We start from the raw sequence: 25,454 nt of genomic DNA on the forward strand, positions 1-25,454 counted from the left end.
GTGGCGCGAGGCACGCGCGATTTGAGCTCCACATCCATTCAGGCCACCGTCATCAAGGAGATGCGCGGACGCATCATCAGCGGCAGCATCGAACCGGGCAGCCCTCTCTCGGAGCTCGCCCTGGCCGAGGAATACGGGGTCAGCCGCACACCGGTCCGTGAAGCGCTCAAGCAGTTGCAGACCGAGGGCCTGGTCGAAATCCGGCCCAGGGTCGGCACCTTCGTCACGGCTCCGTCCAGACGGGAGATCACGGAGCTCTTCGAGATGAAGGAGCTGCTCGAAGGCGCGGCGGCCAGGCTCCTCGCGCTCCGGGGACGGGTGCCGGAGATCGATCAGCTGGAACGCAACCTTCGGGAATCCGACGAGGCGGTCGCACGGGACGACCGGAAGCGCTACGCCGATCTGGTGCACGAGTTCCACGACCTCGTCGTCCGGGGAGCCGACAACCACAAGTTGGAGGCGCATTACCGGACGCTCATGAACCAGCTCGCCTACCCCCGCCTCGTGATGACGTCGCTGAACCAGCCCGGACGTCCGCTCCAGTCCGAACGCGAACACCACCTGGTGCTGGAACTGGTGCGGTCGAAGGACAGTGACAGTGCCGAGCGGGTCATGAGGGAGCATGTGCGGGAGAGCCGTCGCGCCCTGCTGGCGAGCCTTCCTGGGTCGAGTGTCCACGACGGCCGTGGGAGTGGGCGTCCCCGATCGTGACGGCCCGGCTCAGGACCGTCGAGGGGAGCACACGGTCGTCCGGCTGGACGCGGGGTGCGGCGAGGAAGGCGTCGGGATCGGTCTTCGCAGACCGACCCCGGGCGCCCTTCGCCGTGTGCAGGAGGTTCCCGCCCCCGTGAACGATCCGGGAATCGTTTAGGCCGGTCTCCTGGATCAGCGGAACAGGGCCTGCGCATGGCAGGCAGCGGTGTGCTGCTGTGCCGTGGTCCCTGGAACCGCACCGGCGGCTCCGCTCCCGTCCGGGAACACGTCCCCGCCTGTTCTGGTCGCGGCCCCGCCGGGAATCGGGGCCGGCACCGGGTCGAGGGTCCGGCACGCCTGTGCCACACCCGCCCGGGCCGCGTCGCCCGAGGAGAGGACCGGACAGCGCGGGTGGAACCGGCAGCCGCCCGGGATTCGGGCGGGGTCGGGTGGCTCCCCGGCGAGAACGGTGGCCGGTTTGACCTGCGACTCCGGAAGCACCGAGAGCAACGCCCGGGTGTAGGGGTGACGGGGCGCGGTCAGGACCTCCTCCACCGGGCCCGCCTCCACGATCCGGCCCAGGTACATCACCGCGACCCGGTCAGCGATGTTCCATGCCAGACCGAGGTCGTGCGTGACGACCAGGGCGGACAGGCCGAGGTCGTCGCGCAGCCCCATCAGCAGCGCCAGGATCTCGCCGCGCACGGAGGCGTCCAGGGAGGCGACCGGTTCGTCGGCGACGATGACCTCGGGTTCGAGCACGAGTGCGCCCGCGATGACCACGCGCTGGCGCTGCCCGCCCGAGAGTTCGTGCGGGTAGCGCAGGAAGAACCGCTCGGCTGGGCGCAGCCCCGCGCGGGACAGGGCGCCGGCGACGAGCGCGCGCTCGTCTGCTCGCACACCGTAGTGGATGCGCAAACCCTCCGCGACCGCCTCGTAGACGCTGTGGCGAGGGTTGAGGGAACCGCTCGGGTCCTGGAGCACCAACTGCACCCGGCGGCGGTACGCCTTGAGGTCGCGCGCACGGTAGCCCAAAGGGACACCGTTGAACAGCACCGATCCATGTGTAGGGCGCTCAAGGCCGAGCAGGGTGCGCGCCAGGGTGGACTTGCCGCACCCCGACTCCCCCACCAACGCGACGATCTCCCCCGACCCCAGATCCAGATCCACCCCGTCAACCGCGCGTGCCACCGCACGGCCGCGCCTGGCCGGAAAATGCACGCCCAGCCCCGACGCCGACAGCACCGTGCGCGTGTCGGACACCGTCCGATCGGGGATCGTCATCGTCGCCTTCCCTCGGGAGCAGCGGGAACCTCAGCCGCCGAGGCACGGAGGGACCTCGGTGAAGGCCCCCCTGGCGGAACCAGGATGCAGGCCGCCGCGCGATCGGGGCCGGCCGGGCGCAGTGCCGGATCGACACGCGCGCACTCGGCCACCGCACGCGGGCACCGGGGGCAAAAGGAGCATCCCCCTTCCAGCTGCGCCGGGTCGGGAGGATCGCCGGCCAGGCCCCGCGGGGCGCGTCGTGCGGCAGGGTCCCCGACAGTGGGGAAGGCCGCGCCCAACGCGGCGGCGTACGGGTGGACAGCGGTGGCGAAGACCGTCCGCGCCGGTCCTTCCTCCACCACCCGCCCCGCGTACATCACGGCGAGACGGTCACAGGTATCGGCCAGCACCGACAGGTCGTGACTGATCATCATCAGGGCGATGCCGTGCTCGGTGACCAGGCCGTCGATCAGCCGCAAGATCTGCGCCTGGATCATGACGTCCAGTGCGGTGGTGGGCTCGTCGGCGATGATCAGCCGCGGTTCGCAGGCCAGAGCCATGGCGATCATGACCCGCTGGCGCTGCCCGCCCGAGAGTTCGTGCGGGTAGGCGGCGGCCTGGTGCGCGGGCAGGCCGACCTGCTCCAGCAGATCGCCCGCCCGACGTTCGGCGACGGCCGGAGTGATCGCCCCCTTGCCGTGCAGCAGGATGGGCTCGGTGATCTGGTCACCCACCCGGTGCACGGCGTTGAGCGAGTGCATCGCGCCCTGGAAGACGATGGAGGCACCGGCCCAGCGCACGGCGCGCAGCCGACCCCATCTCATGGTGAGAACGTCCTCGCCGTCCAGGAGCACCCGGCCGGTGACGGTCGCATTGGCCGGCAGCAGCCGCAGGACGGCCAGTGCCACGGTGGACTTGCCGCACCCCGACTCACCGGCCACGCCGAGCTTGCCGCCGGCCGGCACGGTGAGGTCCACTCCGCGGACGGCCGGGACGGTGTGCCCACCCACCCGGTAGGCGACAGTGAGGTCGCTGATCTGCAGGTGGTTCACCGGCGCTCCCGCAGTCGGGGATTGAGGACGACTTCCAGGGCGCGCCCGCACAGGGTGAAGGCCATGGCCACCAGGGCGATCGCCAACCCGGGGGGAAGCAGGTACCACCACACCCCGGAACTGACCGCCCCTGCCCGGCGCGCGTCCTGCAGGATCGCCCCCCAGGACACGGTGGTGGGGTCGCCCAGTCCCAGGAAGGCCAGCGTCAACTCGGCGATGATGGCGCTGGCGACCAGCAACGTGGTCTGCGCCAGGACCAGGGGCATCACGTTGGGCAGGACGTGGCGCACCATGACGTGTACGTGGCCGCCGCCGAGTGCGCGGGCGCGCTCGATGTAGGGGCGCGCCTCCACCGCCAGGGTCTGGGCACGGACGAGCCGGGCGGTGGTGGGCCACGCGGTGACGCCGATGGCGAGGACGATGGTGAACGTGCTGCGGTCCAGGACAGCGGCCAGTGCGACCGCCAGCACCAGGGTTGGCAGGACCAGGAACCAGTCGGTGACGCGCATCAGCACGACCCCGGCCCACCCCCGGAAGTGCCCGGCGACGATCCCCACGAGCGACCCCAGCGCGACCGAGACCAGGGTGGCGAGGAAACCGACCGTCAACGAAATACGCGATCCCCAGATGACCAGGTCGAGCAGCGAGCGTCCGAAGTTGTCGGTGCCCAGGGGATAGGCGGCTGCCGGAGGCTGGTACGGCTCGTAGGGGGCCCGGATCACGCTGAGGTCGTCGGCGGTGACCAGCAGCGGTGACGTGAGTGCCACGAGCACGAACAGCACGAGTCCGGCGAGGCCGACGAGTCCGGCCGGGGTGGTGCGGTAGGCGCGCCAGACGTCAACGAGGGCCTGGCGGCGGCGCCGCCAGGCGAGGGCGCGCGGCGAGTCGGCCGGGGTGGTGGCGCTCACGGGCGCACTCGCGGGTCCAGGAGCGGGTACACCAGGTCAGCGAGCAGGTTCATGAGGATCACCGACGCGGAGAAGAAGATGAACATCCCCTGGACCAGGGGAAGGTCGGGCAGGCGGAGCCCCTGGTAGAAGAGCTGGCCCAGCCCCGGCCAGGAGAACACCGCCTCGACGAGGATCGCCCCGGCCACGACCTGGCCGAGGTTGAGGAAGATGAGGGTCACCGTGGGCAGCAGCGCGTTGGGCACGGCGTGGCGGCGCAGTACGAGGGCATCGCGCAGTCCTTTGGCGCGCGCGGTCATGAGGTAGTCGGAGCCCATCTCGTCCAGCAGCGAGGAGCGCATGACCATCAGGTACTGGGCGTACAGGACTGCGACCATCGTGGTGACCGGAAGAACAAGGTGGTGGGCGGTGTCCAGGATCGCCGCCGTTCCGGTGACCCCCGGGGTGGACATCCCTCCGGTGGGGAACAGCTGGGGCAGGACACCTCCGGCCCCGCCCGCGAACACCACGATCAGGACGAGACCGAGCCAGAACGTCGGCACCGACCACAGGGTCAGCGCGATCCCGGTGGTGACCTGGTCGGTGACGCGGCCCCGTCTCCAGGCCGCCCTGGTGCCCAACCACAGGCCCAGGGCCGCCGCGAGGAGGGTCCCGGTGCCCACCAGGAGCAGGGTCGGCCACAGCCGGTCGGCGATGAGTTCGGTGACGGGGAGCCGATACTGGTAGGAGGTGCCGAGATCGAAGCGGGCCAGTCCCGCGCAGTAGTCCAGGAACTGCTGATGCAGGGGCTTGTCCAGGCCGTACTGCCGACGCAGCTCGGCCAGTTGCTCGACACTGACCGGACGGCCCTGGGTCATGGCACGGACCGGGTCACCGGGCAGGACACGGAACAGGAAGAACGCGGTGAGCATCACCGCGATCAGCGAGACCGCGGCCCCGGCCAGGCGCGTGGCGACGAGCCGGAGCATCGGGCCCGGGTCGCCCCTCTTCACGCGCTGCGGCGCGGCTTTCTCGGTCGTCGCTTGGGCCACGCTCACTCCCGGTCGTCGGCGCTCGCGCCGCGGCGGCGCAGGACGAGGAGGACGACGGCGCCGCCCACGACCACAACGGCCAGCACGATCCCGCCGATCAGGAACGGGGAGGGCCCCGGGTCGGTGTCGGACGCGGCCGGCTGCGCCGACCACCAGCTCCAGTAGCCGTCCTGGCCCCAGAGGTTGCCCCCGGGGTCGGGCTGGGGCTGGATGGAGGCGATCTGGTCGGAGCGGTAGGCCTCCAGCATGTCGGCGTAGACGAGGACGTTGACGACGGCCTCGTCGTGGAGCACGCGCTGCATATCGTGCACGATGTCGGCGCGGGCACCCGGTTCGTACTCGGCGAGCTGTCGGGAGTAGAGCCGGTCGTAGTCCTCGTTGCAGAAATAGGAGTCGCTGCGCATCGTGCCGGGCCGGTCCGGCAGTGCGTCGCAGGTGTGCAGGCCCAGGACGTAGTCGGGGTCGGGATTGACGGTCCAGCCGGTGAAGATCAGGTCGTACTCGCCGTCGTTGAGCCGGTCGCCGATCTGTCCGGAGTCGATGTACTGACCCTGCACCTCGATGCCGATGTCGGCCAGCCACTCCTCCATGAACTGGCCGATCTGGACGTAGTCGGGCCGGTCGTTGTGCACCGCCATCCGGAAGGAGAGACGGTCGCCGTCCGGGGAGACCCTGACACCGTCGTCCCCCTCCTCGTAGCCGGCGTCGTCGAGCACCTCCCGGGCTCGACCGGTGTCGAAGTCGAGGCGCTCGTCCCCCGCCGGTTCCCAGTGGTAGTCGGGGTAGCGGGCCGGTATGTAGCCGCCCGCCGCGGTTGCGTACCCGCCGTAGACCCGATCGACCAGGACGTCCTTGTCGATGCCGAGCATGATCGCCTGGCGCACGGCCCGGTCGCCCAGCGCGGGATGGCCGTCTCCGATGGGGTCGCCCCCGCTGGTGCGGGCGCCGGGGTTGACGGTGAAGGCGGTGAATCGTTTGCCGTCCGCGGCGTTGACGGTGATGCCGTCGGTGCTTTCGAGGGCGTCGGCCTGGGCCGGGGTCAGGTTGTGCACGACCGACACCTCGCCTCTGCGCAGGGCCTCGACCATGGCGTCCTGGTCGGTGTAGTAGCGCAGGACGAGACGGTCGAAGCCGGGGGGGCCGCGCCAGAAGTCGGGGTTGGCGTCCAGGGTGATGGACTCCCCCGCGGCGTAGTCGGTGAGGATGAAGGGGCCCGAACCGACCACGGGGTAGTCGTCGTTGGGGAAGCCGACGTAGTCGTTGACGTCGGACCAGAGGTGTTCGGGCAGGATCGGGACGTCCAGGGCGAGCATGGTCGCCTGGGGCTCGGACAGTTCGATGACGAGGCTGCCGGGGTCGGGAGCGGTCGCGCTCTCGAAGTTGGCGACGAAGCTGCCGTTGGCGGTGGCCGCGCCCTCGTCCTCCATCATCGTGGTGAGCGTCCAGGCCGCGTCGGTTGCGTCCAGGGGCTCGCCGTCGCTCCAGGTGAGCCCGTCCCGGATCCGAAAGGTCCAGGTGAGACCGTCGTCGGAGGTCTGCCAGCTCTCGGCGAGCTCTCCCCCCGGGGTGTTGTCCTCGGCCGAGGGGACGGTGAGCATGGGGTAGATCAGCCGCAGCACGTTGGTGCTGCTGGCGAGTTGGGCCTGGAAGGGGTTGAAGGTGTCAACCGGCTGGGACACCGCGATCGTGAGGGTTTGGCCCTCGGGGGCATCGGGGGCGTCCTGGGCCGACGCGGCGGGGGCGAGCGCCGGGGCGGTGAGGACGAGGGCCGCGGAAAGTGCAGCCGTCCGGTAGGGGAACCATCGTCGGGCGGGAGACTGCGGCACGGCCATGGTGTCGATCCCTCTAAGACATCGGGGCAAGAGGATGTGACGGGGTGTCTCGTTGCTGGTTGTCTACCAGCGCGGTGACGACAGCGTCAACGATCGACATCGACATTTCACAACCGAATGATTACAACGCGTATATAGTCCCGGCTGCACGGGGTCGCGAATCGGAAGCGCAACGTGATTGTCACCTCCTGGCCAGTAATTATGGTCTTTTCGGCAATTCGCCAGAAAAGCCGCCAGCCGCTACGGTTCCCGCCATGATGGGGCACTCTCACGCACTGAGCGGCGTGGTCGGTTGGATGGCAGTCGTTCCGTTTCTCAACGGGACCGAGGTCATGGGCGTCAGGTTCGATCTGGGGCCGGGTGAGATCATCGCCGGCGCACTGGTCTGCGCGGGCGCCGCGCTGATCCCCGACCTCGACCACAAGAGCGCCACCATCACCAACACCTACGGGGTGTTCACCCGTACCCTGGGCGCCCTGTTCAACTGGGCGTTCGGCGGTCATCGCAACGGGACCCACTCCATATTGTTCGTCCTCCTCATGGGCGGCATGACCCAGGCACTGGCGCTGTGGTCGGACCTCGCCGTACAGATCTTCGTGTTCCTCCTCATCGGCATCGCCTTCAACGGCCTGGGCTACGGCATGAGCAAGAACAAGGTCGCGGCCGAGATCATCAACGCGTTAGCGACGGCCGGTATCACGCTGGCGCTCTACACCTCCGGGGTCAACTACAACTGGATCGGTATCGCGGTCGCCTTCGGCTGCATCCTGCACTTCATCGGAGACATGCTCACAGAGGCGGGCGTCCCCCTGTTCTGGCCGGTGTGGAAGTACCGTTTCGGTCTGAAGTTCATGGGGTTCAAGACCGACGGCAAGGTGGAGCGCAATGTCATCACCCCGGTACTGACCCTGGCGATCGTCCTGTTGTCGGTGTACCTGTTCCCCTGGCTCGAACTCATGCCCGACGCGTAGGACCAAAACGAGGCGGGCGCCCTCCCGGGCAGACCGGGCGGATCCTCCGGTTCCACCATTCCCGCGAAGCCGGCGGTTCCTTCGAGGAGGGCCGCCGGCTTGTCCTACGCTGATGGCGTGACACGCATCTCGGAGAGTCTCAGTCCACAGCTGCACGACTATCTGGTCGAGCACAGTTCACCGGTGGACCAGGTCCTGCTGGACCTGGCCGCCGAGACCGAGCGGCGCTTCCCCGACCGCGCGGGGATGCAGATCGGTGCCGAACAGGGGTTGTTCATGACCGCCCTGACGCGATTGAGCGGCGCCCGTGACGCCGTGGAGGTGGGTACCTTCACCGGCTACTCCTCCATCTGCCTGGCCAGGGGACTGCCCGCGGACGGCCGCCTGCTGGCCTGCGATGTCAGCGAGGAATGGACCTCGGTCGCGCACGACTACTGGGGGCGGGCCGGCGTGGCGGACCGGATCGAACTGAAGCTGGCCCCCGCGCTGGAGACCCTGCGCGCGCTGGCCGGGCAACCGCAGTTCGACCTCGCCTTCATCGACGCCGACAAGGAGGGCTACATCGGCTACTGGGAAGAACTCGTACCGCGGATCCGCCCGGGCGGCGCACTTCTGGTGGACAACGTCCTCTCCCATGGCCGGGTGATCGACCCCGCCGAGAACGGATCGGCGGTCCAAGGCATCCGCGACTTCAACGACCACGCCCTGGCCGACTCCCGGGTCGATCTGGTCATGCTCCCCATCGGGGACGGCCTCACCCTGGCTCGTAAGAAGTAACAAGCCGCGCGGGGGCCGATCCGATCCACAGATTTCTCCTCGGCCTCCCCTACCTCCTCCGGTTCACCGATAACCTCCGGGGTTATGCGTCTGCTGCACACCTCCGACTGGCACCTGGGGCGCTCCTTCCACCGGGAGAACCTCCTGGACGCCCAGGCGGCGTTCATCGACCACCTCATCGCGACCATCCGGGCCGAACGCGTGGACGTCGTGTGCGTCTCCGGCGACCTCTACGACCGCGCGCTGCCACCGGTCAACGCGGTCCGACTGTTCGGCGACGCACTGGCCCGCATCCAGGGCACCGGGGCCAGGGCGGTGTTGATCAGCGGCAACCACGACTCCCTGGTGCGCATGGACTACGCCACCGGGCTCATCGACGTCTCCGGCATCCACCTGCGCAGCTCCGTCGAACAGACCGCCGTCGCCACCCCGGTGGTCATCGACCACGAGCGCAGCGGCCCCGTGGCCTTCTACGGCATCCCCTATCTGGAGCCCGAACTCGTACGCCAACCCTGGGGCCTTGCCGAGCGCGGACACACCGCGGCGATCTCCCGCGCCATGGACCTGGTGCGTGCCGACCTCGCCACCCGTACCGACACCCGGTCGGTGGTTCTCTCCCACGCGTTCGTCACCGGCGGCGAACCCAGCGACAGCGAACGCGACATCAGCGTCGGCGGCAGCGCCAACGTCGCGGCTTCGCTGTACGACGGCGTGGACTACGTGGCCCTGGGCCACCTGCACGGCCGCAAGCGCATCACCGAGACGGTGCGGTACTCCGGTTCCCCGCTGGCCTACTCCTTCTCCGAGCACCACCACGTCAAGGGCTCCTGGCTGATCGACCTGGACTCTTCCGGGGTGGCCTCCGCCGACTTCGTCGAGGCACCGGTCCCGCGCCCCCTGTCCAGGCTCAGCGGCCGGCTGGACGACCTGTTGAGCGACCCCGCGCTGGCCCGCCACGAGGACCACTGGGTGCAGGTGACGCTGACCGACGCGGTCCGGCCTCGGGGCCCCATGGAACAGCTGCGCGAGCGCTTCCCGCACACCCTGGTCCTGGAATTCGCACCGGAGGGCGACCTCCCGGCGCGGGAACTCGACTGGGTACGGCGCACCTCCGGGCGCCCTGCCCCGGAACTGGTGCTGGACTTCGTGGAATGGGCTCGCACGGCCCCGGCCAACGACGCCGAACGTGCCCTCATCGACCGCGCGTTCGAGGAGATCCGAGTCGCGGAAGGACGCAACTGATGCGCCTGCACACCCTGACCGTCACGGCGTTCGGCCCGTTCGGCGGCACCGAGACCGTGGACTTCGAGTCGCTGGGCGCCGGGGGGCTGTTCCTCATCCACGGACCCACCGGGGCGGGAAAGACCTCGGTGCTGGACGCCGTGTGCTTCGCGCTGTACGGAAAGGTCCCCGGAGCACGGGAGGCAGCCAAGTCCCTGCACAGCGATCACGCGGGCCCCAGCGTCAAACCCGAGGTCACGCTGGAGACCACCATTCGGGGACGACGGATCCGCGTCGTGCGCTCGCCCAAGTGGGAGCGCCCCAAACTGCGCGGGAGCGGGACTCGGGTGGAGAACGCCTCGGTGCTGGTCCAGGAGCTGCCGGCCGGGGGCGATCCGACCCCGATCAGCACCCGCCCCGGCGAGGCCGACGAGTTCATCGGCGACCTGCTGGGCCTGAACCGGGAGCAGTTCTGCCAGCTGGTGCTGCTGCCCCAGGGCGACTTCGCGCGTTTTCTTCGTTCCGGCGCGGACGAACGCCGCAAGTCCCTGGAACGCATCTTCGACACAGGCGTGTTCGCCAAGGTCGAGAAATGGCTGGCCGAGCACGCACTGGGTCTCAAGCACGCGGCCGACGCGGCCGAGCAGGAGGTCTCCAGGGTCGCCGACCTGATCGCCGATCGCTCCGGCAGTCCCCGTCCGATCGACACCGGACTGGACGACCTCACACCGTGGGCCGCCGAGCTGGCCTGTGTCGCCCGGGGAACCGCCTTCGACGCCGCCGAGGCCGCCGCAGAACTCGCCGACCACGACCGTCGTGCCGCAACGGCCCTGCGCGCCGGACGCGAGCTCGCCATCAGCCGTAACCGGCTGGCGAAGGCCAGGGCAAGATCCCAGGAGCTGGCCGGGCGTGCCGACTGGCGGGCCGGACTGCGCGCACAGGTCGAGGCCGCCGACCGCGCCATGCCGGTGGTCCAGCTGATCAGCGGGACCGACCAGGCACGAGCCCGGTTGGAGAAGGCCCATCGGCGGGCGATCGACGCACTGTCGTTCACCGACGCGCTCCTGGACCTTCCCGACCTCGTCCTGACCCCCGATGATCCTGCCGACGTCCCGGCCGGCGACGACGCCTTGGCCCGCGGTGAGCTCCGGGCGGCCGAGCGCCTGCGTCGCGACGAGATCGCCCGGCTGACGGAGCTGCACAAGTCGGCGGTGGAACGCGACCGCGTCCGCCGTGAGCTCGATCGGCTGGCCGCCCGGATCGAGCAGTTGACAACGGCCCACGAAACCACCGCCACCGAGCTGGCCGACCTCCCCGATCGGCGGGCCCCGGTCCTGTCGGCACTGGAGCAGGCGCGCTCGCGCACGGGAGCACGTGAGGCCCTCGAACTGCGGCTCAGTGCGGCACGGACCGTGCACGATGCCGTCCGGGAGTCGGAGCGGCTGAGAGCCGAGCTGGGCAGCGCCCAGGAGGCCCACCTGAGTGCGCGGGAGAGCGCTGTGGCCGCCGAGGAGAGGGCCGTTGCACTGGACGAGGCGCGTATCGCCGGGATGGCCGCCGAGCTCGCCGACACGCTCGCCGCCGGCTCGGCCTGCCCGGTGTGCGGCTCAGCCGAGCACCCCGCACCCGCCCTGGGTGATGAGGGCCGTCCCACCAGGGACGACCAGGCAGCTGCACGGCGCGCCGCGACGACCGCCCGGGAGCGGCGCGAGGCCGCGAAGAGCATCGTGGACGCCCTGACCGAACGACTGGCCGCGGCACAGGCCGCGACTCAAGGATGCGACGCCTCCGCAGCCGCGGAGGCGGTGGAGACGGCACAGGCCGAACTCACCGTGTCCGATGCGGCCGAAGCAGAGGTCGTCAGGTTGGACGAGCGTCTTGTTGCACTGGACGACGCCTTGGAGCGGGCGCGGAGCGAGGCGACACGGATCGGCACCGAGCGCGCCACGGCGCAGGCCGAGGTGGCGGAGCTCGGCCGACAGGAGGCGCGGCTCACCGAACGCCTGGACGAGGCGCGCGGCGACGATGCCGATCTCGCCGCGCGCGAAGCCCGGCTGACAACCGAGGCCGACCTTCTGCAGTTCGCCGCCGAGACCCTGGGCGACCGGTTGACCGCTGCCGAACAGGTGGTGGAAGCCCGTCGGGAACTGCGCCGGGGCCTGGCCGAGTCCGGGTTCGACGGCGTCGAGGCGGCCAATCACGCGGCACGGACAGCGGTTCAGCTACGGGAACTGCGCAGGCAGGGCGAGGAGTACGACCACGAAAGGGTTCGGGTGGACACCGAGCTCGACGATCCCGACCTGGTTGCCGCCGGGATGGCCGCCCCACCCGACCTCGCCGCCTTGGCGGACGCCGCGGCGGAGGCCGAACGGATGCGCGAGCAGGCCGGGGCGTGGCGGGACCGCCTGGACGAGCGTGCGCGGCGCCTGGAGCGGCTGCGCGCAGACCTCACCTCGCGGCTGGCGGACTCACTGCCGGCCCGGGAACGCCACGCGCTGGCCTACGGCCTGTCCCAGTTGGCGGCGGGGACCGCCAAGGACAACCGGGACGGGGTCCAACTGTCGTCCTACGTGCTGGCGGCCCGCCTGGAGCAGGTGGCCGGTGCGGCCAACGACCGGCTCGCCTCCATGTCGGGTGGGCGCTATCTCCTGCGCCACACCGTGGACAAGGCCGCGGGCGATCGTAAACGTTCGGGTGGCGGTCTGGGGCTTCGGGTGTTGGACTCCTGGACCGGTCAGGAGCGCGACCCCGCAACCCTCTCCGGCGGGGAGACGTTCATCAGTTCCCTGGCACTGGCCTTGGGGCTGGGGGACGTCGCCGGTGCCTCGGCCGGTGCAGCCGACATCAACACCCTGTTCGTCAACGAGGGGTTCGGCACCCTGGACGAGGACACCCTGGAGGAAGTGCTGGAGGTCCTGGACGAGCTGCGGGATGGAGGGCGCGCGGTCGGTGTGGTCAGTCACGTCGCCGACCTGCGCAATCGCATCCCCACCCAGCTGAGGGTTTCCAAGACCGCGTCGGGGTCCACGATCGAGCAGACCTCGTGACCGGAAATCGACAATGGTGCACCCGGCGTCGCGGACGGGGTCGGGTTCTCGCGGCATTTCGTCTCACCACCGTCAAGTGTTTTTTGAACTGCCCTCTATCCGATTTTGATCGAAGCTTTTAATCGCGGCTTACCCGTAACGGTGACATACCCGACGATGAATACCATTCGCGTCTCCACTCATCCGCTACCCGCCAAACCGCCCAAAAGCCACACGTTGCGCTATCCCCGACGCTCGTTGGTGCTGCTCGGCGGTATTCCCGGCGCCGGAAAGAGCACTCTGATCAACCGGCTCTACGGTCTCACCGGCACCGAGACCAGCACTGTGCGCACCTCCGACGGGGTGTGGATCGTGGATTCCCTACAGTCGCGCAATCGCCTCACCCCGATTCTTCGAGGAGTGCCCTACCCGAGCTGGCGCTGGGTCGTACACGTACTGCACTATGTCCGGGTCGTGGCCGCGCTGCGCGGTGGCGGCCCTGTCATCGTGCACGAGGCCGCCACACGGGGGATCATCCGCCGACTGATCGGCCTGTGCTGCCGGGCTGCCGGGGTCCAGATGCACGTCCTCCTGATCGACGCCGACCCCCGCGAAGCCAGACAGGGGCAGATCACTCGCGGCCGGGTCATCACGGCGCGCAGCTTTCGCACGCACGAGCGACGCTGGCGTGCGCTGATCGACGCCTGCGCCGGCGCCTCCACACTGCCGGGGTCCCATTCGGTGGTGGTACTGAACCGGGTCCGCGCCTCGGGGCTGCGCAGAATCGTGTTCGGGGCGAGGCCGGCGGCCGGCCGGTCGTCATACGGCCCGGCCGCACGGGTCCTGACCTGCCCGCAGGTCTACAGCAGCGCCGCCCTCCTCACGACACTGTGAAGCGGTATGGGGGCGGACGCGGGGCCTGCGCGCCCGGTGGGACAATCGTCCGGTGAATTCGCTGCTCATCAATATCGTGGCCTTCGGGGCTGGCGGTGTCCTGGTCAACGCCGCGCTCCAAGGGTTGCTGCTCGTCCTCTCCGGAAACGGGTCCGGCACCGGTCCGCGCCGCGTGCTCGGTGTCGCGGCCTTCGCGGTGCTGGCGCTGCTTCCGGCACTGGCCGCTTTCGACCTGCTGAGGCGCGCACCGGACGGGGGACCATGGGCCGCGCTCGCGTCGGCCCTGTGCGTGGCCCTGCTGGTCTACTGCTCGAACCTGGCGTTCACCGCACTGTTCCTGCGCCGGCTTCCAACGGCCCGCAGCGCACCCGCTCAGCCGCCGGTACTGGGCGGCCTCGCGGCGTGTGTGCTCCTGGGCGCGGCCGGCGCCGGCCTTGCGACGTTGCTCGCCTGATCCCCTCCTCTACGGCGCGGGGGTCAGCTGTTCTTCTTCGCGCGACGCTCCAGTGAGGCGAGGTAGGCGTTGTACTCGTCCATGTCGGCGTCGTCGGACCCCCCGCGCCGACTGTGGCGCTCGCGGCGGCGCTCCATGCGTTCGTCGTCACGGATCCACTGCACCACGAGCACGAGCAGCACCAGCAGTGTCGGGATCTCCCCGAGGGCCCAGGCCACTCCCCCGCCGGCGTACTGGTCGTCGGCCAGGCTGGTCAGCCACGGTACCTGGAGTCTGCTGTAGTAGTCGGCCGCCAAGGGCTCGGTCTGCATCATGATGGCGATGCCGAAGAACGCATGGAACCCCATGACCAGCAGCAGGAGCACGATCCGCAGCAGGTGGGGCACCTTCCGCGGCGCGGGGTCCACGCCGATGATGACCCAGTAGAACAGGAACCCGGTGAGCAGGAAGTGCACACCCATCACCAGGTGTCCCAGGTGGTTGAGCATGAGGTAGCTGAACAGCGGGCTGAAGTAGAGCACGTAGGTACTGCCCACGAACATCGGCACCGCGAAGCCCGGATGGGTGACGAAGTGGGAGAAACGGCTGTTGAGGAAGGCGGTCAGCCACTCGCGCGGGCCTTTGTCCCCGCGTTGGCGGGCCGGTTTGAGAGCCCGCAGCGCCAGCGTGACCGGGGCACCCAGGACCAGCAGGATCGGGGTCAGCATGGACAGTGTCATGTGCTGGATCATGTGCGTGCTGAACAGGACCATCGAGTAGGTCGCCAAGCCGCTGAGCTGGGTGATGACGATGGTGAGCAGTCCCAGGAACCACGCGATGACGCGCCCGACCGGCCAACCGTCCCCGCGGCGCACCAGCCGGACGACGCCTGCCGCGTAGAGCCCGCCCAGCACGACCACCAGCAGGATGAAGAACAGGTCGAGACGCCACAGGGTGAGCAGGGTGGTGGCGCTCATGGGGGGCGGCATCGAGAAGCCCAGGAGCTCGCGCACGGGGTTGACGGCGGCGTCGAAGTCGATCGGTGACTGCGGCGGTGCGGTGCGGCTCAGTGCGGCGGCAAGTCCCATCGTCGCCGACAGGAGCAGGACCTCGACCACGGCGAGCCGGGTGAACCCTGCCCGGCCACTGGTCTCGGTGAGGTTCGCGACGATGTGGCGCCGGTGCAGCCAGCCGATGAAGCCCGCAACCGCGAACAGCATAATCTTGGCGAGCATGATCAGCCCATAGGAGGTGGTGAACAGCTCGGTCGGGGTGTAGAGACGGCCGGCGGCGCTGGCCAGACCGCTGACTCCGACGCCGATCCAGGCCCACAGCGCGAGCCGGCTGAACCGGCTCACGGCCACGGACAGGTGTTCGCTGTTGGCACGCAGCGCGTGGAAAGCGAGCGCCGCGAGGCCGCCGACCCAGAGCGAGATGGTGATGAGGTGCAGCGCGACACCCGTGACCGCGAGTTCATGGCTGGGGGCGGAGGCCGCGTGACCCGTGAGAGCGGGAGGCACCAGTCCGACCAGGGCCAGGCCGAGCAGACCTATCACGCCGGCCGGGGTTGCGGCTGTTCGCCCGATCAGGGCGACCCCGGTGGTGATGAGGATGACCGTCATCAGGGCGATGCCCTGGGGAACCGAGCCGGCATAGCTGGTGATCTGATCATCCAGGACCGCCATGGGGGGCAGACCGAGAATGTCGGAGAGCTGGAAGACGAGCGTGGCGCAGGCGGCTACCGCCCAGGTCAACGCGGCCCAGGAGGAGGCGCGCAGATAGGACTGCGCCTGCTCGCCGAGCTCCCCCTTGCGCAGGGGCAGCAGGAACACCGCCATGACGAGCAGACCGACGGTCAGTGCCCCGGCCAGACCCATCGTGTTCTTGGCGATGGGCAGCCCCCAGCGGGTGACCATGCCCGCGTCAGGAAGGCCGGGGATGACCTGGGCGACCCCCGCTCCGCCGAGCACCAGCGCGGTGGCCAGTGCGATGAGGGACGCCACAGCTGCGGCAGCTGCGACCAGTACGGCGTCCTCACGGGCGCGCCGACCGTTTCTCTTGGTGTCCGGGGTCCCAGGGGATGCCACGCCTGCCGCTCCGTCGTCGTCGGGATTACTGCTGTCTGCGGAGGTGTCTGATCACCAGCCCAGCGATCCCGACTCCTACGACCACGCCGAGACCTCCCCACAGCCACGGGGCGATCACGTCGGCCGCGTCACCGAAAAGCAAGCCCATAACGTCCAGTGCGGACACCGCCTCGACCAAGAGTAGACGAGGGACCATCTTCTACGATTTCGCCCCCGCCGCAGCGCACATTACGAGAAAAAAGCAGGTCAGGACACAGATCCGCGAATCAGAACATGTGCGCCCTTCTCCGTGTCCACGACCTCTCGGCGCAGGTCGGGGTATTCGGCCAGCCAGCGGTCGCTGATGGCGCGCTCCTCGGCGCGGATGGTGTCGTCGAGGACGACGACCGCGTCGGGCGCGCAACGTGCGACCAGAGCGGGGAGCGCCGGGTAGCGTGCCTGGGGACCGGTCGCGGCCGGCGGGCCGTCCACGAAGAGCAGGCCGATCCCGTTGACACCGTCGAGCCCGTCGGTGTCGTACCAGGGCTGGGAGTGTGCTTCGGGCCCGCCTCCGGGAGTCCAGTCTCGGAGGGGCGCGTGGCGGATCTCGACGATGTCGGTGAGCCCGTGGGCGTCGATGAGCGCGCGTGACAGTTCGGCGTACCGCTCGTCGTGCTCCAGGGCGATCAAGCGTCCCTTCCCTGCCTTGCGCAGCGCGTATCCCAGCCAGACGCTTGAGGAACCGCTGCCGCACTCGACCACCAGTCCGGGGCGGCGCTCGGCGATGGTGGCGGCGATCAGACCCAGCACGTCGGGGGACGCGGCCCAGCCGCGCAGCGGCGGCATGAAAGATCCCGGGGCAACGAAGTCCCGCAGTTGCAGCCAGGCGACATGCTGCTCGTAGTCGCGACGGCCCTGTACGGTGACGTGTTCTTTGAGTGCCTTGATCTCCGCGGAACGCTGCTCGGCGTGTCGTTGATCGCGTTCCCTTGCGTCGGTGCGCAGCATCTCCAGGGCCCCGGTGATCTCGTGTCCGAGCTCCGTTCGTGCCCGCGCCAATTGTTTGTCCTGGGCAGCACGGTCGGAGCGGGCCAGCCGGTCCAGGCGGCGCAACGCACGCCGCACGGTCACCAGGAGCAGGGCCACACCTGCACCGATTCCGACGAGCAGAACCAGTTGGACGGCGTCTGCGACAGCGAGTGTGCCGCTCACCGCCAAGACGGCTGCGGCAACCGCTCCGACGGCAACCGCGAGGACGGGAGGCGCCCACAAGCGAGTGCGAGGAATTCTCATATTCGGTCCTCCAGCGGGGGCCTGACCCCGGTCCAGCTACCGGCTTTGGGAAATATCAAATAGATATTTGAACAAAACGCCAGCGAACCGGAGGGCAACTGGGAAAAATAGGAAACCCGCAGGACACCGCCTGACGGCGCTGCCGACATTAGCGCAATGCCAACCGGGATCGCGATACGGTCGCCAAACCGAAAACGGGTATTCGCCAACCGTTCGTGCCCCGGAAAGGCTCCCGTGGCCGAGCGCCCCGGGAACACGTCGCCGCATCGGCCGATCACCATTAAAGGGGACTAGATGCGCCAGTTCGATCTCGTCATCCGATCCCAGTGCACGGTCACCCCCATGGGGGTGGGGCCCGCGGCGGTCGCGGTCTTCGGAGGGCGGATCGCCGCGGTCGGCGACTACTCGGCCGACCTCCCCGCCGCCGCCGAGACCGATCTCGGCCAGATCGCCCTTATGCCGGGATGTGTGGACATCGACGTCGCCGTCCAGGCTCCGGGCCAGTCGCTGTCCCAGGGTTATGCCCGCACCACCAGGGCCGCTGCTGCCGGTGGTGTCACCACCATCGTCGTGGCCCCGGCACCGGCTCGCCCGGCCATCACCTCCACCGCCGCGCTGCGCGCCCATCTGCACGCATCAGCTGGAGTGTCGGCGACGCACGTGGCCTTTCTCGGTGGCATCACCCCGCGCAGCAGCCCTGCCGAACTCGCCGATCTGCGCGCCAACGGAGTACTGGGGTTCGCTTGCTCGTTGTCCGACGGGGGCGAACCCGACCTCGCCCCGCTGGGCGACATCCAATTGCGCAAGATCATGGCCGAACTGGCGATGATGGACGTTCCCCTGTTGGTCCACGCCGAAGACTCCGGGGAGTTGAACACCCCCGAGCGGGAGGGCAACGCAGCGCTGCTGGCGGCTCGGCCCCCGCGGGCCGAACGACGTGGCCTGGAACGGGTGATCGCGGCGGCCCGGGTGAGCGGAACGCGGGCACACGTGGCACCTTTTGTCGCAGCCGAGTGCGCAGCGGTCCTCGCTGCTGCACGGGCGATCGGGGTCCCCATCAGCGCCCAGACCTGTCCGCACTATCTGTGCCTGCCCGCCGAGCACGTGCCCGACACGGACCCTTCCTACCGCTGCCGTCCACCGATCCGCTCCGACGCCAATCGGGGCGCCCTGTGGAGCGCCCTGCTGGACAGCGCCGGCGACATCGTCGGTTCGGTTTCCTCCGGTCATCGCCCCGGAACGGGCGTGGCAGCCATCCGCTGGACGCTTCCCGCTCTGTGGACCGCGGCCCGGCGACGCAATCTCGACCTCGCCCGGTTGAGCCTGTGGACGGCCCAACGACCGGCCGAGGTGATCGGGTTGACCGGCAAGGGGCGCATCCAGGCCGGCTACGACGCCGACCTGGTGGCCTTCGATCCCGATTCCGCGCAGGTGGTTCCGGTCACCGAGGGCGGCCCCTACGCCACCCGACGCTTGCAGGGCAGGGTCCTGGGTACCTGGCTGCGGGGGATGGCGGTACCCACCAGCTCCGACTCCATCGCGACCGCGGGGCGCGGGACGCACGGAGGTCCGCTGCTCCCGATTCGGCTCTGAGTAGGCAGGCCGAACCGGGGAGGGACGACCGGCGCGGGTGGCTCGCCGGGGTTCCCCCGAGGCATCAGGGTGGGCGTACCCAAGCAACGGGCGCGAACCGGTTCCTCACGGTCCGGCCGGGGACTCTTTACACTTCGTCAACAGAGATGCGATTTCTCAGGCAAAGTGCCGGTAGCTCGGTCTGGGGTATCCGGTTCAGAGTGGAGTGGCAGTCCCAGCGGCGATCCATCGGAGGAACACAGTGCGCGTCGGGGTACCCCGCGAAGTCAAGAACCACGAGTACCGAGTGGCAATCACTCCCGCGGGCGTGCACGAACTGGTCCGCCGCGGCCACGAGGTGGCCGTCGAGCGCGGCGCCGGACTCGGCTCCTCGATCACCGATGACGAGTACACCACCGCCGGTGCCCGGATCCTTGACGATGCGGACCAGGTTTGGGAGCAGGGCGACCTCATCCTGAAGGTCAAGGAGCCCGTCGCCGAGGAGTACCACCGGATGCGCGAGGGCCAGGCCCTTTTCACCTACCTGCACCTGGCTGCGTCACGTGCGTGCACCGACGCCCTGCTGGAGCGCAAGGTCACCGGGATCGCCTACGAAACCGTGCAGCTGCCCGACGGATCGCTACCGCTGCTGGCACCGATGTCCGAGGTCGCCGGCCGGCTCGCGGCACAGGTAGGGGCCACCACCCTGCAACGACCCAACGGTGGACGCGGCGTCCTGATGGGCGGTGTCCCAGGTGTTCGTCCTGCGAAGGTCGCGGTGTTGGGGGCCGGCGTGTCCGGCTTGAACGCCGCTCAGATCGCCGTCGGCATGGGGGCGGACGTCACCGTTCTCGACCTCAACGTCAACAAGCTGCGCCAGGTGGACGCGGTCTACCAGGGGCGGGTCAAGACGGTCGCTTCCAACGGCTTCGAGGTCGAGCAGGCCGCTCTGGAGGCGGACCTGGTGATCGGCGCGGTACTGATCCCCGGAGCCAAGGCTCCCAAGCTGATCAGCAACGAATTGGTCGCGCGGATGAAGCCGGGAGCCGTGCTGGTGGATATCGCGGTGGACCAGGGCGGCTGCTTCGCCGACACTCGCCCCACCACGCACGCCGACCCCACGTTCGCCGTGCACGAGACGGTGTTCTACTGCGTGGCCAACATGCCGGGCGCGGTCGCCAACACTTCTACGCACGCGCTGACCAAGGACACCCTGCGTTACGTGGTGGCGTTGGCCGACAAGGGCTGGCGGCAGGCGCTGTCGGAGGACCGGTCGCTGGCTCTGGGTCTCAACACCCACGACGGTGCCGTGACCAACGAGGCTGTCGCCCGGGCGCACGGCCTCGATGTCCTGGACGTCCTGGGCCGCCCGGAACGCCTTACCGCGTAATAGCACCCGAATTATCGGGAAAGTCCCACAATAGGCACCAAAAGCAGCGCGATAATGTGGTGTTCGCCGCGATATCGGTGTGCCCGGGCCGGTAGTCGGGTCGGGGTGGAGGGGATACCGTCGAATAGGGCCGGGGCGTTTCGGCCCCCTATTCGCAATCCCTTGGAGGCGATGGCCCAGTGGCACGCACGGAGCCGACCACGCTCACCCGGGTCGTCGCCGTCGAGGCAGCCCTGGTGCGGCTGCCCCTGGCTCATCCCCGTCCGCGCCACCGTGCCGAACGTGAGCGCGGACGATTCGCCCGCCACATCCTGGTGCGGGTGCGCGACGGTTCGGGGGTGATCGGCTGGGGTGAGGCCCCCGGGGCCGACGACGCCGCCTGGCACGCGCTGACCGAACGTTTCGCGCCCGCGCTGCTGGAGCACAACTGGCACCGCCCCACCGAGGTCTCTCTCGCCTGGCGGTCCCTGGCGCCGTTTGCGGCGGTGGAGTCGGCTTTGGACACCGCGTGCTGGGATCTGTGGAGCAGACAGCGCGGGACACCCCTGGCGCACGCTCTTGGCGGCTCGCGTACCGCGGTGACCACCGGCGTGACACTGGGCCGCCAGCCCTCGCTGGAGTCGCTGGTGCACGAGGTGAACCGGCAGATCGGAAGCGGCTGCAAACGGATCCGGCTGGAGGTCGAACCGGGCTGGGACGTGGACGTGGTGCGCGCCGTGCAGGAGGTGTTCCCGTATCTGGTGCTCCAGGTGGACGGGCGCGGACGCTACACCGAGGCGCCCGAGCACCTGGCCGCACTGCGCGCATTGGACGAGTACGGCCTGTTGGCCATCGAGCAGCCGTTCGCGGCCCCCGACCTGCACGCGCACGCCCGGCTCCGGCAGGAGCTGCGGACCCCGGTGGCGCTGGACGGCTCGATCGACTCGTTGGAGCGCCTGGACGAGGCGATCCGCTTGGAGGCGGGCTCGGTGCTGAATCTGCGGGTCGCCCGGATGGGTGGGCTCACACCGGCACGGCGTGCACACGATCGTGCGGCGGACGCCGGATGGCGGGTGTGGTGCGGTTCCGATCTGGAAACGGGAGTGGGCAGGGCATCGATCGTTGCGCTCGCTTCCCTGCCCGGAATAGATCTGCCCTGCGAGATGCCGGGGGCAGGGGCCCGTTTCACCCGCGACCTGGTGACGCCCTCGGTGCGTCCCCACGACGGCATCGCGGCGATTCCTCTCACCCAGCCCGGGCTCGGCTATGAGGTGGACGAGCGTGCCGTGTGGGGGATGGCGGTGCGCTCGACCTCGCTCACCAGCGACGGGACCGACTGATCTTTGGACCCGCCGCGTCGAGGCCGCCTCGGCTCTGGCTGATGTGGCCGGCGATCGTGACCGGGGGGTACTTGGCGGGATGGGCGGAGTCAACGCAACTGGGCAATGCGGTGACCAGGGCGTCGAAATTACCGCCGTGAAAGAACGCCGCGGAGCGGCGCCGAGCCGCGTGGCCACGGGTATCCGTGGGACTGGCGACCCGGTGGACGGCAGAGACCCAGCGGTCGTTGGTCCATCTGGCCATCAGGTCGCCGAGATTGACCACCAGCGCCCCCGGCTCCGGTAGCACGTTCTGCCAACGCCCCTCGTGGTCCATGATCTGCAGGGCGTTGACCGGATCGCTCCACAGCACGGTGAGGATGCCGAAATCGGTGTGCGCCCCCATGGCGGGACGGTCCGGCTCGGCCGGGTCGTCGGGTACGACCGGACCGCTGCTGAGTCGCAGTGCGTCCAGGGAATGGCCTGTATAGGTGTGGAAGAAGCCTTCGGGAAGGTCGAGGGAGACGGCAAAGATCCGGGTGAGGCGGCGTGCCACGTTCTGCGCAGCTTCGAACCAGGTCATCACCTGGGGACGGAATCGCGGGAGTCCGACCGGCCAGATGTTCTCGGGGTAGTCCGTAGCGGGGAGGGCGCGGTCGCGGTGGTCGCTGGCTTGGGTTCCGACGGTGAACGCCTCGAACAGGTCGCCCGGGGATCGGGCACCGAGGCTGTAGGCGGGCCGTTCGGTGCTGGGCGGACTGTAACCACGGGCGATTCCTGCCGAGGGCCCTTGGGCGGCACGCTTGGCGGGGAGCGGTTGGTCGAAGAAGGAGTCGAGGGCCAGACCGAGGCCGTGAATGGCGGATTCGGGAACCCCGTGCCCGGTGAACTGCATGAACCCGATGTTGCTTGCGGCAGCGTCCACTTGGGCTGCGATGGCGGCCCGGTAGCGGGCCGACCCCATCTCCCAGCGGGTGATGTCGATGACGGGGACCTTGAAGGGGCGCACGGTCGCCTTGGCCGAGCGGGTCATGGTGCTCCTCAGCTGTCGAACACCCGGCGCGGACGCGACGAGTGCTGGTTGCCGCGCCCCTGCGGGGGCGCGGTTTCGAGGCGGTCCGCACCGTCTGGCGCCGAGCCCCGCTGATCCGCGTCTGTCGGGGGGCCGCGCCGGTTCCGAAGGGTGTGATGCGTCGGGGTCTCGCGCATCGACCGGCCCCCTTTTTCTCGTCTTCGCACCCTCACCGGGTCCTTCGCCGGCTCTGCGAGCCCGGATCGACCACAGCGATTGGTGTGACCCTAGAAACGATCGGTTTCAGGACTGTCAACGCGTGTGACAGAACTGTTTCGCAACGTTGTGATGACGGGTTTTTCTTTACATCGCGCAACGTGTCAAACACACAGCGCACATCCGCCACACGAATTTCCGACGACCCAGCGCGCCACTTCTGTTACTTTGCGTGACGGTCGATCGGGTTCGCCGGTCCGGACACAACCCGAGGACCCCGCTATGCCCACGCGCTTCGCTGTCGCCCTGCTGGTTCCGGTACTCGTCGCGGGGCTGTGCGGAGCGGGTCGGAGCCCGGTAGCCGAGCAACGCTCCCATCCGGTCGCCCCCGGCGTGGTCCTCACCGTTGTTGACTCCGCCGGGATCGGGAGCGCCCAGCGCTTCACCGAACTCGGTGTGGAGTTGTCCGGCGATGTCCGGGTGGGCTACCTGGACTCGGGAGTGGTCGCCCACGCCGAACCGGTCGCGCAGCGGGCCCGGGCCGCGGGGGCGGTGGCCGCCGTCAACGGCGACTTCTTCGACCTGGGCGGGTCATCGGCCCCGCTGGGTGGGGCTGTGAGGGACGCAACGGTGGTGAAGTCTCCCGCGACGCACTGGCGGAGTGCTGCCGTGTTCGACGCCGACGGCACCGGCCGGATCGCCGAACTGGACTTCACCGGCACGATCGGGCTTCCCGGGGGAAACGTGGCCCTGGACCGGCTGAACAGCCACGAAGTACCGGAGAACGGGATCGGGGCGTTCACCGAACTGTGGGGCGACTCCCCGCGGGCACGGGCGGTACGGGACGCGGGCCGGGTCTACGAAGTGACGGTGACTCAAGGGCGGGTGGCCGAGGCGAACCACCACGCAGGGAACGCCCCGATCCCTGCCGGTACGACCGTCCTGCTGGGCAGGGAAGCGGGGGCCGACCGGCTGGCCCGGTTGCGCACGGGCGACCCGGTGACCGTGGAGTGGGACATCCGGGCCGGAGGCGGCGTCGTCCACACCGCGATCGGTGGGCGCCACGTCCTGGTGCGCGAGGGCCGGATCGCCGACGTGGACGCCACGGTCCGCCACCCCCGCACCGCGGTGGGCTTCTCCGCCGACGGGCGGCAGATGTGGTGGATCACCGCCGACGGCCGCCGTCCCGGTACACGGGGCGCGACATTGCGCGAGATGGGCGAGCGGCTGCTGGAGTCGGGGGCGTGGTCGGGCCTGGAACTCGACGGCGGGGGTTCGGCGACCCTGGCCGCGCGGACCCCTGGTGGACCGATCCGGGTGGAGAACCGCACCGGTGAGGGCGAGCGCGCCGTACCCAACGGTCTGGCGGTGTACGCCCCGCAGGGCAGCGGGACGGCGCGCGGGCTGTGGGTGCGTCCGGCCGTGGAGCAGCGCCCCGCACCGGGGTCCGCCCTGCCCGAGCAGGCCGACCCGCACCGGGTGTTCACCGGGCTGACCCGACGGCTGGCTGCGGACCCCTACGACGAGGGGTTCGGCCCGGCCGGGCCGAGCGGGCACCCGGTGGTGTGGGCAGCCGATTCGGGGACGGTCGCGGACGGAGTCCTGCGGGCCGGCGCCCCCGGCCGGGTGACGGTCGGCGCCGATATGGGGCGGGCACGGGGCGGGCTCCGGTTGGAGGTCCTGAAAGGACCCGAGCGGCTGGAGCCCAGCAGGGAGGAGATCGGGCTGGCGGATGCGGCGTCCTCGGTCGTGCTCGTGCTGTCGGGGGTGGCGCCGGACGGGACCCGGGCGCCGATCGAGACGGACGACATCACCGTGGACCACGACCCGGGGCTGGTCCGGGTGACGCCCGAGGAAGCCGGAGTATTGCGGGTGACGGCCGTGGCCGGGAACGGTTCGGGCGCGATCCGGCTGAGCACGGGACCGGCGAGCGTACGGATACCGGTGAGCATCGGCTCGGTCGATCGTGTCCTGGCCGACTTCGAGGACGCGGCCGACTGGACCGCGCGTGCGGCCCGCGGACAGGCACGCACCGAGCCGACGGCCGGCCGCACGGGGCTGGGGTTGGCGTTGTCGTACGACTTCTCCGGGTCGGATGCCACGCGAGCCGCCTACGCCCACCCGCCGGCACCACTGCGGGTCGGGTTGACGGCTTCGATGCTTCGGCTGTGGGTATCGGGCGACGGGCAGGGCGCACGGCTCGCGGTCACGGTGTCGGACGAGGACGGTCAACAGCGCACACTGTACGGCCCGCGCGTCACCTGGTCCGGCTGGCAACAGGCCGAAATTCCCATTCCGGCCGCATTGTCCCAACCGGTGGCGGTGGAGCGTCTCTACCTGGTAGAGACGTCGGCGACCGCCTCCTACACAGGCCGTATCACCGTGGACGAGCTCACCGCAGCGGTCGTCGCCCACGAGTGAACGGGCCCATAATTCACAAGAGAACACATTGCGTGATTGCTTTCTTGCAATCTCTTATCGGTGGCCTTGCTTGGCCGGTCGG

Annotated in this window: 19 protein-coding genes; 11 read left to right on the forward strand and 8 right to left on the reverse strand. The window is 69.6% G+C overall.

Going from position 1 to position 25,454, the window contains the following annotated elements; translation table 11 throughout:
* The first annotated feature begins 21 nt into the window (after positions 1 to 21).
* Positions 22 to 711, forward strand: coding sequence for a GntR family transcriptional regulator (locus tag AC0VYP_RS17050; RefSeq protein WP_475470669.1), 690 nt, complete (start codon positions 22 to 24; stop codon positions 709 to 711).
* Positions 712 to 885: 174 nt separating this feature from the next.
* Here AC0VYP_RS17050 and AC0VYP_RS17055 read toward each other — a convergent pair whose 3' ends face one another.
* From AC0VYP_RS17055 to AC0VYP_RS17075, 5 genes are read right to left on the reverse strand one after another with little or no spacing between them, the layout of a single operon-like run.
* On the reverse strand, positions 886 to 1,977 hold the full coding sequence (locus AC0VYP_RS17055; RefSeq protein ID WP_285757015.1) for an ABC transporter ATP-binding protein: 1,092 nt from the start codon (positions 1,975 to 1,977) through the stop codon (positions 886 to 888).
* A complete protein-coding gene (locus tag AC0VYP_RS17060) occupies positions 1,974 to 3,011 on the reverse strand; it encodes an ABC transporter ATP-binding protein (protein WP_285757016.1) in 1,038 nt (345 codons plus the stop codon). The genes AC0VYP_RS17055 and AC0VYP_RS17060 overlap by 4 nt, the downstream gene beginning before the upstream one ends.
* Positions 3,008 to 3,919: an ABC transporter permease gene (locus AC0VYP_RS17065; protein ID WP_475470670.1), complete on the reverse strand. Its 912-nt coding sequence runs from the start codon at positions 3,917 to 3,919 to the stop codon at positions 3,008 to 3,010. Before AC0VYP_RS17065 ends, AC0VYP_RS17060 begins: the two co-directional genes overlap by 4 nt.
* Positions 3,916 to 4,950 carry an ABC transporter permease gene (locus AC0VYP_RS17070; protein ID WP_432707405.1) on the reverse strand — a complete coding sequence of 345 codons (1,035 nt, stop codon included), beginning with the start codon at positions 4,948 to 4,950 and terminating at the stop codon, positions 3,916 to 3,918. The genes AC0VYP_RS17065 and AC0VYP_RS17070 overlap by 4 nt, the downstream gene beginning before the upstream one ends.
* A 2-nt stretch (positions 4,951 to 4,952) precedes the next feature.
* The gene (locus tag AC0VYP_RS17075) at positions 4,953 to 6,782 is read right to left on the reverse strand and encodes an ABC transporter substrate-binding protein (protein WP_475470671.1); all 1,830 of its coding nucleotides are present in this window, start codon (positions 6,780 to 6,782) and stop codon (positions 4,953 to 4,955) included.
* 254 nt (positions 6,783 to 7,036) lie between these two features.
* On the opposite strand from AC0VYP_RS17075, the gene AC0VYP_RS17080 reads away from it, so the two are divergent.
* The 6 genes from AC0VYP_RS17080 to AC0VYP_RS17105 all read left to right on the forward strand — a co-directional run bounded on the left by AC0VYP_RS17080 (position 7,037) and on the right by AC0VYP_RS17105 (position 14,125).
* Complete coding sequence (locus AC0VYP_RS17080; RefSeq protein ID WP_285757019.1) at positions 7,037 to 7,753, forward strand: metal-dependent hydrolase; 717 nt, start codon at positions 7,037 to 7,039, stop codon at positions 7,751 to 7,753.
* 117 nt (positions 7,754 to 7,870) lie between these two features.
* A complete protein-coding gene (locus AC0VYP_RS17085; RefSeq protein WP_475474275.1) occupies positions 7,871 to 8,530 on the forward strand; it encodes an O-methyltransferase in 660 nt (219 codons plus the stop codon).
* Between the two features lie 84 nt (positions 8,531 to 8,614).
* The gene (locus AC0VYP_RS17090) at positions 8,615 to 9,772 is read left to right on the forward strand and encodes an exonuclease SbcCD subunit D (RefSeq protein WP_475470673.1); all 1,158 of its coding nucleotides are present in this window, start codon (positions 8,615 to 8,617) and stop codon (positions 9,770 to 9,772) included.
* Positions 9,772 to 12,798 (forward strand): AAA family ATPase, encoded by a 3,027-nt coding sequence (locus AC0VYP_RS17095; protein ID WP_475470674.1) that lies wholly within the window; start codon positions 9,772 to 9,774, stop codon positions 12,796 to 12,798. The genes AC0VYP_RS17090 and AC0VYP_RS17095 overlap by 1 nt, the downstream gene beginning before the upstream one ends.
* Positions 12,799 to 12,954: 156 nt before the next feature.
* A complete protein-coding gene (locus AC0VYP_RS17100; RefSeq protein ID WP_285757023.1) occupies positions 12,955 to 13,671 on the forward strand; it encodes an AAA family ATPase in 717 nt (238 codons plus the stop codon).
* A gap of 52 nt (positions 13,672 to 13,723) precedes the next feature.
* A complete protein-coding gene (locus AC0VYP_RS17105; RefSeq protein WP_475470676.1) occupies positions 13,724 to 14,125 on the forward strand; it encodes a hypothetical protein in 402 nt (133 codons plus the stop codon).
* Between the two features lie 23 nt (positions 14,126 to 14,148).
* On the opposite strand, the gene AC0VYP_RS17110 is transcribed toward AC0VYP_RS17105, so the two are convergent.
* Both AC0VYP_RS17110 and AC0VYP_RS17115 read right to left on the reverse strand, forming a co-directional pair.
* Positions 14,149 to 16,191 carry a bifunctional copper resistance protein CopD/cytochrome c oxidase assembly protein gene (locus AC0VYP_RS17110; RefSeq protein WP_475470677.1) on the reverse strand — a complete coding sequence of 681 codons (2,043 nt, stop codon included), beginning with the start codon at positions 16,189 to 16,191 and terminating at the stop codon, positions 14,149 to 14,151.
* Positions 16,192 to 16,437: 246 nt separating this feature from the next.
* Positions 16,438 to 17,463, reverse strand: a complete 1,026-nt coding sequence (locus tag AC0VYP_RS17115; RefSeq protein ID WP_475470679.1) for a class I SAM-dependent methyltransferase — start codon at positions 17,461 to 17,463, stop codon at positions 16,438 to 16,440.
* Between the two features lie 294 nt (positions 17,464 to 17,757).
* On the opposite strand from AC0VYP_RS17115, the gene AC0VYP_RS17120 reads away from it, so the two are divergent.
* The 3 genes from AC0VYP_RS17120 (at position 17,758) to menC (ending at position 21,744) form a co-directional block, all read left to right on the forward strand.
* Positions 17,758 to 19,056, forward strand: a complete 1,299-nt coding sequence (locus AC0VYP_RS17120; RefSeq protein ID WP_475470681.1) for an amidohydrolase family protein — start codon at positions 17,758 to 17,760, stop codon at positions 19,054 to 19,056.
* A 241-nt stretch (positions 19,057 to 19,297) separates the two neighbouring features.
* Entirely contained in the window at positions 19,298 to 20,425 is a 1,128-nt protein-coding gene (ald, locus tag AC0VYP_RS17125) for an alanine dehydrogenase (RefSeq protein ID WP_475470682.1), read from the forward strand.
* A gap of 179 nt (positions 20,426 to 20,604) precedes the next feature.
* The gene (gene menC / locus AC0VYP_RS17130; RefSeq protein ID WP_285757029.1) at positions 20,605 to 21,744 is read left to right on the forward strand and encodes an o-succinylbenzoate synthase; all 1,140 of its coding nucleotides are present in this window, start codon (positions 20,605 to 20,607) and stop codon (positions 21,742 to 21,744) included.
* On the opposite strand, the gene AC0VYP_RS17135 is transcribed toward menC, so the two are convergent.
* A complete protein-coding gene (locus AC0VYP_RS17135; protein ID WP_285757030.1) occupies positions 21,722 to 22,756 on the reverse strand; it encodes an isopenicillin N synthase family dioxygenase in 1,035 nt (344 codons plus the stop codon). The genes menC and AC0VYP_RS17135 overlap by 23 nt on opposite strands.
* A gap of 477 nt (positions 22,757 to 23,233) precedes the next feature.
* Here AC0VYP_RS17135 and AC0VYP_RS17140 point away from each other — a divergent pair, with 477 nt between their 5' ends.
* Positions 23,234 to 25,372 carry a phosphodiester glycosidase family protein gene (locus AC0VYP_RS17140; RefSeq protein ID WP_475470685.1) on the forward strand — a complete coding sequence of 713 codons (2,139 nt, stop codon included), beginning with the start codon at positions 23,234 to 23,236 and terminating at the stop codon, positions 25,370 to 25,372.
* Positions 25,373 to 25,454 lie beyond the last annotated feature (82 nt).

This window comes from Nocardiopsis sp. iso_186 (assembly GCF_056173365.1).